Genomic DNA, 13265 nt, shown 5'->3' with positions numbered 1-13265 from the left:
TCGGTCTTGGCCCCCGGCATCGCGCCGGTGGTGGGCTGGCCACCATGACGAACGAACAATCCAACGGCGGCCGGATCGCGTTGGTCACCGGCGCGAACAAGGGGATCGGGCGGGAGGTCGCCGACCGATTGGCCGCACTCGGCATGACGGTGCTGGTCGGGGCCCGCGACCCGCGGCGCGGCGCGGAGGCGGCCGAGGCCCTGCGGGCGGCCGGCGGTGACGTCCACGCCGTCCGCCTCGACGTCACGGATCCGGACGCGGTGCGGGCGGCGGCCGACGAGATCACCCAGCGCTTCGGAAGACTGGACGTGCTGGTCAACAACGCCGGGATACCGGGCGCGCTGGACCGGCAGGCGCCGAGCACCGCCGACGTGGCGGTCGTGCGGGAGGTCTTCGAGACGAACGTCTTCGGCGTGATCGCGGTGACGACCGCGCTGCTCCCCCTGCTCCGGCGCTCGGCCGCCGGGCGCATCGTGAACGTCAGCAGCAGCCTCGGGTCGTGCGGCCTGATGAGCACGCCCGGGACGCATCAGGCGGGGCTGCCGCCCTCCGTCGCGTACGCCCCCTCGAAGTCCGCGATGAACGCGCTGACCGTGCAGTACGCCAAGGAGCTGCGCGACACCGCGATCCTCGTCAACGCCGCCGATCCGGGCCCCTGCGCGACCGACTTCACCGCGCCGCTCGGCTATGACGTCCAGCGCACCGCGGCGGACGGGGCGACCGTCGTCGTGCGGCTCGCCACGCTCGGCGCGGACGGCCCCACCGGCGGCTACTTCAACGAGGCCGGCGCTCTCCCCTGGTGACGGCTCCCGGCTCCGGCGCGCGTACGGCCGCGGCGGAACCGGCGGTGCGGCGGGACCGTTCCTGACCTCGCCGGTCAACCCCGCGTTCGGCCCGGCGAAGGGACGCCGTCGACCAGCCATGATCAGGTTACCTAGGGGAAACCTGATCAAAACAGAAGATCGACATCTTCTGAGGAGGTGGAGGTTCTGCCCTGATCAGAAAACGAGTAATGCCGTGCACATAATGATCGTTGCCCCTGCTTCCTCCGGACAGCTCTACCCTCAGGCGGCGCGACGGCTGGGGATGCGCACCACGGTCATCACGACCGGCCGCGACGTCTACGCACTGCCGGAGAACGTCCGGGCACTCATCGACGACATCAGGCTGGTCAGCACGTTGTCCCTGCCCGAAGTCCGGGCGACGGCCAGACGGGTCCACCGGGAGCGCCCGGTCCAGGCCGTCGTGGCCGGAGACGAGTTCGCCGTCCCGGTCACGGCCGCGATCGCAGCGGAGCTGGGAGTCGACGGGCTCGATCCGGCGGACGCACAGGTGGTGCGCGACAAATCGGCCATGCGGGCGCGGTTGCACTCGGCCGGCGTGCGCGCCCCGGCCTTCGTGGTGGCGTCTTCGGAGGAGGAGGCGGCCGACGCCGGAGAGAAGGTCGGATACCCCTGTGTCATCAAGCCATCGGGGATGGTGGGCACCATCGGCGTCCGGCGGGCCGACGGCCGGCGCGATCTGATCGACGGCTATCGGCGGATCGCGAGCGAGACGCTGCCGCTGGCCGAGCAGCTCCCGGACTCGACCGTCGTGGTCGAGCAGTACCTTCGTGGCCAGGAGTTCTCGGCCGAGGGGTACGTCCGTCACGGGCAGGCCACCATCCTGGCCATCACCGAGAAGCGTCTCGGCCCCGAGCCGTACTTCCAGCAGCAGGGCCACATCGTCCGCCCGGCGACGGAGGTGCCGGGCCACGAGGCCGTGGCCGACTACATGGACCAGGTCACCAAGACCCTGGGGCTCAGGACGGGCGCGTTCCACGCCGAGTACCGGGTCACCGATGACGGACCGACGCTCATCGAGATCGGGGCCCGCATGGCCGGTGACCACATCGCCGAGATGGTCGAGACCGTCACCGGCCTCTCGCTCGCGGAGGCTTCGCTGGCCGCGTCGGCGGGAGTCCCCTGCCCGGCCCCGGCGACCCCGGCCGCGGCGGTCGCCGGCATTCACTTCGTCACCGAGCCGAGCCTCGCCGGACGCCGTTACACCGAGCTTCGCGGGTGGGACGAAGCACTGCGCATCCGCGGCGTGCGCGGCGCGGAGATCTCCATTCCGGCCGGACAGCCGATACCCGATCGCCAGGACCTGCGGTCGCGGATCGGCCATCTGATGTTCACCGCCGACGGCTACACCGACGCCGTACGGCTGCGGCAGGCGCTCTTGGAGAGGATCAGCGTTGTCGTCTGACTCCGGACGTACGGTGACGGTCTCCGATGAACGTACGGTCCCTTCGCCCGCCGATGGGATCGAGGCCGCCGCGAGCTCGGCGCGGGCACTGTACGGATCCATCGTCGTACGCGCCGCGAACCGCCTTGCCACGGAGACGCTCTCCTTCGCGATCCCCCTGCTGATCTTCGACGCGACCCACAGCATGGCCTGGTCCGGGCTCGTCCTCGCTCTCGAATGGACGCCCCGCCTGATCGGCATCCCGATCGCGGGCCCGCTGGTGGACCGCTTCGGATCCCGCACGTGCCTCATCACCGCGGAAGTCGTCCGCGCTGTGCTAGTCACGTGCGCGCTCGCCGGCATCCTCGCCAGTCCGGGTGCCTGGGCGCTCCTCGTGGTCGTCGCCTTCGCCGCCGGTACCTTCGGCCAGGCCTCCTACATCGCCGTCGAGAAGCTCGGCGTGGAGATCAGCGGTTCGAAGTCGGTCGCCTGGACACAGTCCGCGCAGGCGGGGATCGACCAGATGGCGCTGATCGCGGGGCCGTTCGTCGCCGGCGTCCTCGTCGGCCAGGGCGGCGTCTGGGTGCTGTCCGCCGTGCTGGCACTGGTGTTGATCAGCCTGGTGCTGTGCCGCGGGCTCCCCCAGCGGCCGTCCGCCGCCCGGGCCCTCCGCTCCGCGCGGGCCGAGCTCACGGCCGGTCTGCGCGGTGTGCTGCGCCACCGGGCGCTGGTCTACATCGTCCTCGCCACCGCGGCCTTCAATCTGCTGGCCGCGACGATTCTCGGGATCACACCGGCCGTCGTGGAAGACCGCTTCGGCCGGCCGGCCTCGTACGCCAGCGTCGTCTGGACGTTGGGGGCGACCGCGTCGCTCATCGTGATCGTCGTCATGACCCGTGTCGCCTCCCGGACGGGGATACTGAAGATCGGGCTGTTCAGCGGCCTGATCGCGTGCGCGGCGTCCATGGGCGCCGGACTGGCCTCCGGCTATGCCGCCTACCTCGCGTGGGCGTGCCTGTTCCTCGCGGCCGAAGGCGCTTTCGCCTGCTTCCTTCGGATAGCCAGGGCCCGTGTCATCCCGGTCGAGGACTTCGGTGTCACCGTCTCCGCGGTGGTTCTCCTCATCCTCATCCCCTATCCCGTCGCAGGCGTCCTGGTCGCGGCGACGCCACTGCGTTACCTGCCGGAACTCCTGGCGCTCTGCTCCATCGCCTGTCTCGCGGTCACCGTTTTCAGCTTCTCGCGACTACGCCGGTACTCCCTGGCCGCCCTCTGACGAAGGGCGGCCGGGCATCCGTCTCCGGCCGGGGCCATGGTCGTGACGTTCGAGCGTCAGCCGTACAGGCGCTTGGCGTAGTCGGGGCCGTAGTAGCGCTCGAGTTCCTCGAGGGTCTCCTCGGTCCGCTGGACGCTCTTGACGATGTGCGCGTGCGACGGGAGGGCGTCCGGGTTCCAGGTCTCCGGCTTCCACAGCGCCGAGCGGAGGAACGCCTTGGCGCAGTGGAAGAAGATCTGCTCGATCTCCACGACGATGGCCAGGTGCGGCCGGTGCCCCTTGACGATCATCTCGTCGAAGAAGGGGGCGTCCCGCAGGAGGCGGGCCCGGCCGTTGATGCGCAGCGTCTCGTTGCGGCCGGGCACGAGGTAGATGAGCCCGACGTGCGGGTTGGCCAGGATGTTGCGGAACCCGTCGACGCGGCGGTTGCCGGGGCGGTCCGGGATGGCGATGGTTGCGTCGTCGATGACGTGGGTGAAGCCGGGTGGGTCCCCCTTCGGCGAGACGTCGCAGGCGCCGGTGGCGTCGGCCGTCGCGATCAGGCAGAACGGCGAGGCCGCCAGCCACTCCCGGTCCCGCTCGTGCAGCCGGACGCGCTCCTTGGTGAGGGCGCGCGGCATCGGCTCGCCGAGCAGGTCGCGCAGCTCCTGTTCCGAGGTGATCTCCGTGACCGCCGCCACATCCGTCATCCCGCCGCCTCCCTCTGAATGATCACGAGTGGATCTCAGCGTATCCCCGGCGTTCGCGGCGATCGACGGATATTCGGCCGCCGCGGGCCGCCGCCGCGTCGCCCGCACGGCGCGACAATCGAGCCCGATGGCTGCACAATGCTTCCCGAAGCTCAGTGAGAGGTCGGGTCAGACATCGTGTCCACGTCGATTCACCAGAAGATCGCCGAAGAGCTCGGCGTGCGCGAGCGGCAGGTCCAGGTCGCCGTCGAGCTGCTCGACGGCGGAGCCACCGTGCCGTTCATCGCCCGTTACCGGAAGGAGGCGACGGGCACGCTCGACGACGCGCAGCTGCGCACGCTCGAAGAACGGCTGCGCTACCTGCGTGAGCTCGACGAGCGGCGCGCCGCGATCCTGGAGTCGATCGAGTCGCAGGGCAAGCTCGACGACGCGCTCCGGGCGCAGATCATGGCCGCCGAGACCAAGGCCCGCCTCGAGGACATCTACCTGCCGTACAAGCCGAAGCGCCGCACGAAGGCCCAGATCGCCCGCGAGGCGGGCCTGGAGCCGCTCGCCGACGCGCTCCTCGCCGATCCGAGCCTCGACCCGCAGGCGGAGGCGGCCGCGTACACCAACGCCGACCTCGACGTCGCGGCCGCGCTGGACGGCGCCCGCTCGATCCTCGTCGAGCGGTTCGGGGAGGACGCCGACCTCATCGGCGACCTGCGCGAGCGCGTCTGGTCGCGGGGCCGCATGGCCGCGAAGGTACGGGAGGGCAAGGAGGAGGCGGGCGCGAAGTTCGCCGACTACTTCGACTTCGCCGAGGCGCTGTCGGAGCTGCCCTCGCACCGGGTGCTCGCGCTGTTCCGCGGGGAGAAGGAGGACGTCCTCGAGCTCGCCCTGGAGCCCGACACCGAGGAGACCGATCCCGCGCAGCCGAACGCCTACGAGCTGGCCATCGCGCACCGCTTCGGCGTCCCCTCGGGCTCCCGGTGGCTGACGGACACCGTCCGCTGGGCCTGGCGCACCCGCATCCTCGTCCACCTCGACCTGGACCTGCGGCTACGGCTGCGGCAGGAGGCCGAGGACGAGGCCGTACGCGTCTTCGCCACCAACCTGCGCGACCTGCTGCTGGCCGCCCCGGCGGGCACCCGTACGACGATGGGCCTCGACCCCGGCTACCGCACCGGTGTGAAGGTCGCGGTCGTCGACCCCACCGGCAAGGTCGTGGCGACCGACACCATCTACCCGCACAAGCCGCACGGCCGCTGGAACGACGCCCTGGAGTCCCTGGGGCGGCTCGTCGAGAAGCACAACGTCGACCTGGTCGCCATCGGCAACGGCACCGCCTCGCGCGAGACCGACCAGCTCGCGGCGGACCTCATCAAGAAGCACCCGAAGGTCACGAAGATCGTGGTGTCGGAGGCGGGCGCGTCGGTCTACTCCGCCTCCCCGTACGCCTCGCGGGAGCTCCCCGAGCTGGACGTCTCGCTGCGCGGCGCGGTCTCGATCGCCCGCCGGCTGCAGGACCCGCTCGCCGAGCTCGTCAAGATCGACCCCAAGTCGATCGGCGTCGGCCAGTACCAGCACGACGTCTCCGAGGTGAAGCTGTCGCGCTCCCTCGACGCGGTCGTCGAGGACTGCGTCAACGCCGTCGGCGTCGACGTCAACACCGCGTCGGTGCCGCTGCTGACCCGCGTGTCCGGCATCGGCTCCGGGCTGGCCGAGAACATCGTGGCGCACCGTGACGCCAACGGCCCGTTCCGCACCCGCGAGACCCTGAGGGGCGTGTCCCGGCTGGGCCCGAAGGCCTTCGAGCAGTGCGCGGGCTTCCTGCGGATCCAGGGCGGCGACGACCCGCTGGACAGCTCCGCCGTGCACCCCGAGGCCTATCCGGTCGTACGGCGCATCCTCGACACCACCGGCGGCGATCTGAAGTCCCTGATCGGCAACAGCACCGCCCTGCGCTCCGTGAAGCCGCAGGAGTTCGTCGACGACACCTTCGGCCTGCCGACGGTCACCGACATCCTCAAGGAGCTGGACAAGCCCGGCCGCGACCCGCGTCCGGCGTTCAAGACGGCCACCTTCAAGGAGGGCGTCGACACGGTCAAGGACCTCAAGCCCGGCATGGTGCTCGAAGGCGTCGTCACGAACGTCGCCGCCTTCGGCGCGTTCGTCGACATCGGCGTCCACCAGGACGGCCTCGTCCACGTCTCCGCGATGTCCCGGACGTTCGTCAAGGACCCGCGCGACGTCGTCAAGTCCGGCGACGTGGTCCGCGTGAAGGTCCTCAGCGTCGACATCCCGCGCAACCGCATCTCGCTGACCCTGCGCATCGAGGACGACGTCGAGCGCCGTCCGCAGGACGGCGGCGGACGCCGCGACGGCGGCGGAAACCGGCAGGGTGGCCGGCGTGACGACCGCTCGGGGCGGCAGCGGCGCGACCGCGGCGGCTCCGGCGGCGGAGGCGGCGGTGGAGGCGGTGGAGGCGGCGCGATGGCCGACGCCCTACGCCGCGCCGGCCTCGACAAGGGCCTCGGCGGCGGCCGCTAACCACGATCCCCGGCGGTCACCGGACACCCCCTTAGGGCGGTGACCGCCGGCGGAAGCCGCTACGCGAAAGCCACGACCTCCCCGGCCATGACCTGCGGCGGGTTGGGCATCAGGGACGCGAGCTCGTCCCGCACGAAGTCCGTTGCCCTCGAGACCGATTCCTCGGCACCGGCCTGGTCCTCGAAGACGCTGGTCGAGAACATCACTCCGTTCCCGGCATCGGCCCAGTAGTAGGCCACGAAGCCGGGGATCTTTTGCATGAGCGGCACGAACCCCTCGCTCACCAGACGTCCCGCCTGGGTCGGATCGGTCACCCCTTCGTACCGCCGGACTGCTGCATACATGGCTGATCTCCTCCCAGATTCCGGGCCAGTCCCCTACAGAGACGCCATACCCTGCGACAGCCACCTCGCCCGTCAGCGGTCGATGAAGTCCTGGGGGACCATGACGCGTAGGGCGTTGGGGCGGATGTGGATGCGGACCGGGGTGCGGCCGCGGACCTCGCCGTCGATGTCCAGCGGCAGGGCGGGGTCGGTCTCCACGTGCAGGTCGCCGGTGGTGAGGAACGGCTCGTCGTCCATGGTGAGGTACGACCCGGTGAGCGCGTGCCGGGCCGCCGAGCCGATCAGGTGGAGACGGCTGCCCGCACCGAAGCGGTAGGCGAGCAGCAGCCGGTCGTCGATGTCGGCGTCGCGCGCGATGCGGCGGCCGCCGTGGAACGCGCCGTTGGCGACGTTGAGCTGGTGCGTCTCGAACTCCAGCGTGGTGTCGCCGGCGGTGATGCGCGCCCGGAAGGGCCGGTGGCCGGGGAGCGCGGCCAGGGCGGTCAGCGGGTACGCGGACCGGCCGAGATGCCGTTTGAGGCGGTGCGGCACCCGGCCGGCGACCTGGACGGAGACGCCCAGGCTGACCATGTTGGTGAAGGCGTCGGGGCCGGCCTGGCCGAGGTCGACGTCGGCGACCTTGCCTGCCCCGAGTGTCGCCATCGCGGCGTCGAGGCTCCCGGGCCAGCCGAGGCTGCGGGCGAAGTTGTTGGTGGTGCCGACGGGCAGCACGCCGAGCGCCATGTCCAGGCCGGCCAGGCGCTTGCCCGCCGTGCTCAGCGTGCCGTCGCCACCCGCCGCGACGAGCAGGTCCGGTGCGTCGGCGATGGCCTCGTCGAGGGCCCGCGCCAGGCGCTCCGGCCGCCGTACGTTGATCACCCGGGCCACCGTGACGCCCTGCTCGGCGAGGAGCAGCGGGGCGCGCTGGAGGAGCGCCGCCCCCGTACGGGCCCGGGTATTGATCACGAGCACGGCGGGACCGCCGTTCCTGATGGCCGCCGTCAGCTCGTCTTTGCTCCGCATGTCACTCGTGATACCAGTTTTGACGTCTTTAATGATTCTTTACGGTCAGTCCTCGGCCGCGCGGAGCCGGGACGGAGCGCGGCGCCGGGCGTACAGGCTGGTCGCGGTGACGGTGAGGAGCGTCACGACGATGACGGCGAGGGACAGCGGCGTCGGGACCTCGGGCACCTGCGACCAGGAGCCGTGCGCCCAGTGCAGCACCAGCTTGACCCCGATGAAGGCGAGGATGACGGCGAGCCCGTAGCCGAGGTGGATGAGCTTGCTCAGGGTGTTCTGCAGCACGAAGTACAGGGCGCGCAGGCCGAACAGGGAGAAGGCGTTCGCGGTGAAGACCAGGTAGGGGTCCTGGGTGATGCCGTAGACGGCGGGGATGGAGTCGACGGCGAACACCACGTCGGCGCCGAACACCGCCACGACGACGAGCGCGAACGGCGTCAGCGCCCGGCGGCCGCCCTTCCGCGCGAACATCCGCGGGCCCTGATAGTCGTCGGTGACCGGCATGACGCGGCGCAGCAGGCGCACGGAGCGCAGCGATGAGACGTCGACGTCGTGGTCCGTGCCCTTGACCGCGTCTTTTAGGATCTTCACAGCGGTCGCGAGCAGGATCGCGCCGAACAGCAGGAACGCGAAGTCGACCGCCTGCAGCGCCGCCGCGCCGATCACGATGAAGATCGCGCGCAGCACGAGCGCCCCCGCGATGCCGTACAGCAGGACGCGCTGACTGAGGACCGAGGGAACGGCGAACGCGGCGAGCAGCAGCATGAACACGAAGAGGTTGTCGACGGACAGCGACTTCTCGACCAGATAGCCGGTGAAGTACTCCGTCCCGATCGACGCCCCGAACCATTTCCAGGCGAAGACGCCGAACAGGATCGGCAGTGCGACGTAGAAGCCCGACCACGCCAGCGACTCGCGCAGCGAGGGCGTGTGCGGACGGCGCGTCAGGATCAGATCGACCGCGAACAGGGCAAGGACACCGGCGATGGTGATCGTCCACAGCAGCGGCGAGGCGATGGACTGAGACATGGGAGAACTCCGGAACGTCATAGCGTCCGAGGTCTCCTTCACCCGCCATCAGAATGCGGGCCGCCGCCCGGGGGCCTCATGGGAGGCCCGTCCTGACCGGGTGGGCGCTGGGAAGTACTCCCCTCGCCCACCACCATAGCCGGATCGGGCTGCGCAAAACCAAGGTTCCGGGCGATCGGGTTGGTCACATGGGTCAGTTCGCGCTGCGAACCCAGCCGGCGGACTGGAAACGAGCGGCGTCGGCGGGACGTTCCCCGTCGAAGACCAGGCGGCCGGCGGCGTCCCGGGCCCGTACGCCGTCGACGTACACGCCGCGTCCCTCGTACGCCGCGTCGGTCGTGTAGCGCCAGCGGACCGAGGTCGTGCCCGCCGGGAGCGTCGCGGTCGCGGTCGCCCAGCGCCGCCCGGCGAACCCGGAGAACGCCCCGGTCACGGTCCAGGCGGTGCGCCCGGCGCGCAGGGACAGGGGTGCGGGCGTCCAGGTCTTCCCGTCCGGGGAGGTCTCGAGCACGCCGGTGTCGGTCTCCTCGGTGTCGTACCAGAGGTGGAAGGACAGCCGGGAGGCTCCGGCGGGCATCGGCGCGGTCAGGGTCGCGGTCGTGCCGTCGGCCATCTGGGAGAACCACGCGTCGTGCCCGTCGGCGGGCCGTACGGGGACGGCGCGGGCGAGGTCGTGGGCGACGACGCGCCGGGCGGGGTTGATGCTGCCCCAGTTGCGGCTGGGGTGCACCCGGTTGGTGAGCAGGATCACGAACGACCGGGAGATCGGGTCGATCACGATGCTGGTGCCCGTGTAGCCGGTGTGGCCGATCGTGACCGGTGAGGTCATGGCGTCCTCGTACCAGCGCAGGCCGATCTCGAAGCCGAGCCCGTGGGCGTTGCCGGGGAACGCGGTGTTGAAGTCGGTGAACAGCAGCCGTACGGCGTCCTCGGAAAGGACGCGGGCGTGGCCGTACCGCCCGCCGTCGAGGATCATCTGGGCGAAGATCGCGATGTCGTGGGCGGTGGAGAACACCCCGGCGTGCCCGGCGACGCCGCCGAGGGCGTAGGAGTTCTCGTCGTGCACCTGGCCCCAGACGAGGCCGCGGTCGAGGGCGGCGTACGGCTTGTGCTCGTACTCCGTGGCGGCGATCCGCGGCTTCTCCGACGCGGGCGGGTTGTAGCCGGTGTCGCGCATGCCGAGCGGCCCGGTGATGCCGTCCCGGACGAGGGCGTCCAGGGTCTCGCCGGTCACCTTCTCCAGCACGAACTGCATGGTGATCAGGTTGAGGTCGGAGTAGATGTAGGCGGTGCCGGGCGTGGCCTGCGGCGTGTCCGCGAACAGCGCCGCCTCCTGCGCCGCGCGGCCACTGTAGTTGTAGAACGGCAGGTCGGGCCGCAGGCCGCTGGTGTGGGTGAGCAGTTCCCTGATGGTGATGGCGCCCTTGCCGTTCTGCGCGAAGCCCGGCAGGTAGGTCGCGACGGTGGCGTTCAGGTCGATGCGGCCCCGCTCGATCTGCTGGATCGCCGCGACGGTCGTGAACAGCTTCGACATGGACGCCAGGTCGAAGATCGTGTCCTTGCGCATCGGGATCCACTGGTCGCGCGGCAGCTCGGTCGGCTTGTCGTCGGCGTACCGCAGCGCGTACCCCATCGCCTCGTGCTCGGCGACGACGCCGTTCCGGGCGGCCAGCACGACGGCGCCCGGGTAGAGCGGGGTGGTCGGCGAGGGGTTCATGTACCCGGCGGCGTCCTTGGCGATCGCCGAGACCGCGTCGGGCAACAGCCCGGCCCGCTGCGGGGATCCGTACCGGAGCGTGCGGCCGGGGGTGAACCGCAGGTCCGCGGCGGCGACGGTCGGCGGCCCGGCGGCGCTCGTCCGCGCGGGGGCGGACGCCCCCTTCCTCACCGGGTCGGCGTGCGCCGCCGCGGCCGGCGCGCACAGGCCCGTGAGGGCAACGAAGATCGGCAGGGCACGGCGCATCGTCTCTCCCGGGGGTCGGAGGGGGTTGCTCAGCGGTACAGCAGGTAGCGGGCCCGCCGGGCGCGGAACCGCGCCAGCTCGCCCTGCCAGCCGGCGACGACCTGGTCGACGTTCGCGCCGCCGTCGATGGCGGTACGGACCTGGTCGGAGCCGGTGAGCGTGTCGATCCAGTACGGGGGCTTGCTCTCCCGCCAGGCGAAGTTCTTCGGGTAGAGCCGCCGGGCGCTGATGATCATGGCGAGGGCGGTGCGGATCGGGTCGTAGCGCCGCCGGTCGGTGACGAACAGCTGCACGCCCGCACAGTTCTGGTTCACCCATTTGGAGAAGGTCGGCACGAAGTACGCCTCGCGGAACCGCACTCCTGGCAGGCCCAGGCCGTTCAGGTCGTCGACCCAGTGCCAGTCGGCGTACGGCGCGCCGACCATCTGGAACGGCAGGGTCGTGCCGCGCCCCTCCGAGAGGTTCACGGCCTCGAACAGGCCCATGCCCGGATAGGCCACCGCCGTGTCGACCGTCGGCATGTTCGGGGAGGGCGGCACCCACGGCAGGCCCGTCTCCTCGTACGTCATGCCGCGCCGCCACCCGCGCATCCGCACGACCTGCGGCTTCGCCTTCCCGCCCAGGAACTCCCCGTCGAAGAACCGGGCGAGCTCGCCGACGGTCATGCCGTGCTGCTGGGAGATCGCCGCGCGGCCCACGCCGGAGGCGTACTCCGGGTGGAGGACGGGTCCGGTCGCGTCGAGGCCGCCGAGGGGGTTGGGCCGGTCGAGCACGACGAAGCGCTTGCCCGCCTGGATGGCCGCGCGCATGCAGTCGTACATCGTCCAGATGTAGGTGTAGAAGCGCGCGCCGGCGTCCTGGATGTCGAAGACGACCGTGTCGACGCCCGCCTTGGTGAAGTCGGCCGCGATCTGGTCGGGGGTCTTGGCGTAGGCGTCGTAGACCGCGATCCCGGTGCGCGGGTCCTTGTAGGAGCCCTCCGAGCCGCCGGCCTGCGCCGAGCCGCGGAAGCCGTGCTCGGGGCCGAAGACCGCGACCAGGTCCACGCCGGACGCGCCGTGCATGATGTCGACCTCGTGGCTCAGGTCGCGGATCACCGCCGTCGGGTTGGCGACCACCCCCACCTTCTGGCCGCTCAGCTCCCGGTAGCCCCCGGCGCGCAGCACCTCGAAGCCCGTCGACACCCCTCGGCCGGTCGCGGCCTGGGACGCCGGGAGGTCAAGGGAGGCGAACGGGGCGGCCGCACCGGCGACCGCGATTCCGCGAAGCATTCCACGCCGTGTCGTCATGATCGGATCCCTCTCAGGTCGGCCACGACGGGCCTGTGGTCGGAGGCGAGCGTGTCCGGCACGTACGCGCCGGTGGCCCGCGGGCCCGGAGTGAAGGTGACGTAGTCGATGCGCTTGACCGGCGCGTCGGCGGGCCACGTGGGCGTCGTACGCTGCCCGGCGACCGTCAGCGCGTCGCTCAGCCGCGTCCACAGCGGCGCGAGCTCGGACGCGTCCGGCTCGGCGTTGAAGTCGCCTAGCAGCAGCTTAGGACCACGCCGCCGGGCCATGATGGCCGCCATGTCGGCGACCTGCGCCCGGCGCACGGCGGGGTCGGAGCGGTAGTCGAGGTGGGTGGCGAACACCCGGATCCGTGCTCCCCGCGCCTTGATCAGAACCTCGGGGAAGCCGGGCGCCGGGGCCGGGACGGGGTTCGGCACCTGCGTGGACAGCCTCGTGATCTCGTGGTTCTCCGCGCGCAGGATCGGGAACCGGGACAGCACCGCGACGCCGAACCTCCGGTCGGGCGCTCCGGCCCGGTCGGGCGGGAGCGTGTAGATCGGCGCGAAGAACACCCGCATGTGCAGCCGCCGGGCCAGCCACGACGCCTCGTCGACGTAGTCGCTCCGCGTCCCCCAGGCGACGTCGACCTCCTCCAGCCCGACGACGTCGGGATGTTCCGCCTCGATGGCGCGGGCCTGGCGCTCGAGGTCGAAGACGTGATCGGCGCCCGCACCGGCCTGGATGTTGTACGACATCACCCGCAGCGACGCGCCTCGGGGTCCGTCCGCGTGCGCCGGCGGGCCGGCGACCAGGGCGGCGAGGAACAGCCCCGCGACGGTCCGGGGACGCGTTCGGAGACGCGTCCGGGCGGAACGGCGGACGAGCGGGGCCATGGACTCTCCTGCCGCGTCGGCGATGTCTGAAAAGAATCAACAG

The 13265-nt window shown here is 71.3% G+C and carries 11 protein-coding genes; 4 read left to right on the top strand and 7 right to left on the bottom strand.

Annotation, left to right across the window (positions count from 1 at the left end; genetic code table 11):
* The first annotated feature begins 44 nt into the window (after nt 1-44).
* From ABEA24_RS38185 to ABEA24_RS38175, 3 genes are all read left to right on the top strand, one after another.
* Nucleotides 45-803 (top strand): SDR family oxidoreductase, encoded by a 759-nt coding sequence (locus tag ABEA24_RS38185; protein ID WP_345437690.1) that lies wholly within the window; start codon nt 45-47, stop codon nt 801-803.
* Nucleotides 804-1026: 223 nt separating this feature from the next.
* Nucleotides 1027-2247 carry an ATP-grasp domain-containing protein gene (locus ABEA24_RS38180; protein ID WP_345437688.1) on the top strand — a complete coding sequence of 407 codons (1221 nt, stop codon included), beginning with the start codon at nt 1027-1029 and terminating at the stop codon, nt 2245-2247.
* Nucleotides 2237-3502 (top strand): MFS transporter, encoded by a 1266-nt coding sequence (locus tag ABEA24_RS38175; RefSeq protein ID WP_345437686.1) that lies wholly within the window; start codon nt 2237-2239, stop codon nt 3500-3502. Before ABEA24_RS38180 ends, ABEA24_RS38175 begins: the two co-directional genes overlap by 11 nt.
* A gap of 56 nt (nt 3503-3558) precedes the next feature.
* On the opposite strand, the gene ABEA24_RS38170 is transcribed toward ABEA24_RS38175, so the two are convergent.
* A complete protein-coding gene (locus tag ABEA24_RS38170) occupies nt 3559-4191 on the bottom strand; it encodes a pyridoxamine 5'-phosphate oxidase family protein (RefSeq protein WP_345437683.1) in 633 nt (210 codons plus the stop codon).
* A 177-nt stretch (nt 4192-4368) separates the two neighbouring features.
* On the opposite strand from ABEA24_RS38170, the gene ABEA24_RS38165 reads away from it, so the two are divergent.
* Nucleotides 4369-6723: a Tex family protein gene (locus ABEA24_RS38165; protein WP_345437681.1), complete on the top strand. Its 2355-nt coding sequence runs from the start codon at nt 4369-4371 to the stop codon at nt 6721-6723.
* A gap of 59 nt (nt 6724-6782) precedes the next feature.
* Here the strand turns inward: ABEA24_RS38165 and ABEA24_RS38160 are convergent, their stop codons facing one another.
* The 6 genes from ABEA24_RS38160 to ABEA24_RS38135 all read right to left on the bottom strand — a co-directional run bounded on the left by ABEA24_RS38160 (nt 6783) and on the right by ABEA24_RS38135 (nt 13222).
* Nucleotides 6783-7067: a hypothetical protein gene (locus ABEA24_RS38160; protein WP_345437679.1), complete on the bottom strand. Its 285-nt coding sequence runs from the start codon at nt 7065-7067 to the stop codon at nt 6783-6785.
* 72 nt (nt 7068-7139) lie between these two features.
* A complete protein-coding gene (locus ABEA24_RS38155; protein ID WP_345437677.1) occupies nt 7140-8069 on the bottom strand; it encodes a diacylglycerol/lipid kinase family protein in 930 nt (309 codons plus the stop codon).
* Between the two features lie 45 nt (nt 8070-8114).
* The gene (locus tag ABEA24_RS38150; RefSeq protein ID WP_345437675.1) at nt 8115-9095 is read right to left on the bottom strand and encodes a TerC/Alx family metal homeostasis membrane protein; all 981 of its coding nucleotides are present in this window, start codon (nt 9093-9095) and stop codon (nt 8115-8117) included.
* A gap of 193 nt (nt 9096-9288) precedes the next feature.
* Entirely contained in the window at nt 9289-11058 is a 1770-nt protein-coding gene (locus tag ABEA24_RS38145) for a serine hydrolase domain-containing protein (protein ID WP_345437673.1), read from the bottom strand.
* A 29-nt stretch (nt 11059-11087) separates the two neighbouring features.
* On the bottom strand, nt 11088-12347 hold the full coding sequence (locus ABEA24_RS38140) for an exo-beta-N-acetylmuramidase NamZ family protein (RefSeq protein ID WP_345437671.1): 1260 nt from the start codon (nt 12345-12347) through the stop codon (nt 11088-11090).
* Nucleotides 12344-13222 carry an endonuclease/exonuclease/phosphatase family protein gene (locus ABEA24_RS38135; protein WP_345437668.1) on the bottom strand — a complete coding sequence of 293 codons (879 nt, stop codon included), beginning with the start codon at nt 13220-13222 and terminating at the stop codon, nt 12344-12346. The genes ABEA24_RS38140 and ABEA24_RS38135 overlap by 4 nt, the downstream gene beginning before the upstream one ends.
* Nucleotides 13223-13265: the final 43 nt, after the last annotated feature.

The sequence above is a fragment of the Actinoallomurus vinaceus genome (genome assembly GCF_039542055.1).
Lineage (GTDB): Bacteria > Actinomycetota > Actinomycetes > Streptosporangiales > Streptosporangiaceae > Actinoallomurus > Actinoallomurus vinaceus.
The sequence above is the reverse complement of the archived record's forward strand: the minus strand, read 5'-3'. Positions and strand labels throughout refer to the sequence as shown.

What these genes read in the sequence shown, in the direction of transcription:
- ABEA24_RS38185 (WP_345437690.1), top strand. Translation starts at nt 45, where the DNA reads ATGACGAACGAACAATCCAACGGCGGCCGGATCGCGTTGGTCACCGGC.
- ABEA24_RS38155 (WP_345437677.1), bottom strand. Translation starts at nt 8,069, where the DNA reads ATGCGGAGCAAAGACGAGCTGACGGCGGCCATCAGGAACGGCGGTCCC.
- ABEA24_RS38135 (WP_345437668.1), bottom strand. Translation starts at nt 13,222, where the DNA reads ATGGCCCCGCTCGTCCGCCGTTCCGCCCGGACGCGTCTCCGAACGCGT.
- ABEA24_RS38140 (WP_345437671.1), bottom strand. Translation starts at nt 12,347, where the DNA reads ATGACGACACGGCGTGGAATGCTTCGCGGAATCGCGGTCGCCGGTGCG.
- ABEA24_RS38180 (WP_345437688.1), top strand. Translation starts at nt 1,027, where the DNA reads ATGATCGTTGCCCCTGCTTCCTCCGGACAGCTCTACCCTCAGGCGGCG.
- ABEA24_RS38145 (WP_345437673.1), bottom strand. Translation starts at nt 11,058, where the DNA reads ATGCGCCGTGCCCTGCCGATCTTCGTTGCCCTCACGGGCCTGTGCGCG.
- ABEA24_RS38150 (WP_345437675.1), bottom strand. Translation starts at nt 9,095, where the DNA reads ATGTCTCAGTCCATCGCCTCGCCGCTGCTGTGGACGATCACCATCGCC.
- ABEA24_RS38170 (WP_345437683.1), bottom strand. Translation starts at nt 4,191, where the DNA reads ATGACGGATGTGGCGGCGGTCACGGAGATCACCTCGGAACAGGAGCTG.
- ABEA24_RS38160 (WP_345437679.1), bottom strand. Translation starts at nt 7,067, where the DNA reads ATGTATGCAGCAGTCCGGCGGTACGAAGGGGTGACCGATCCGACCCAG.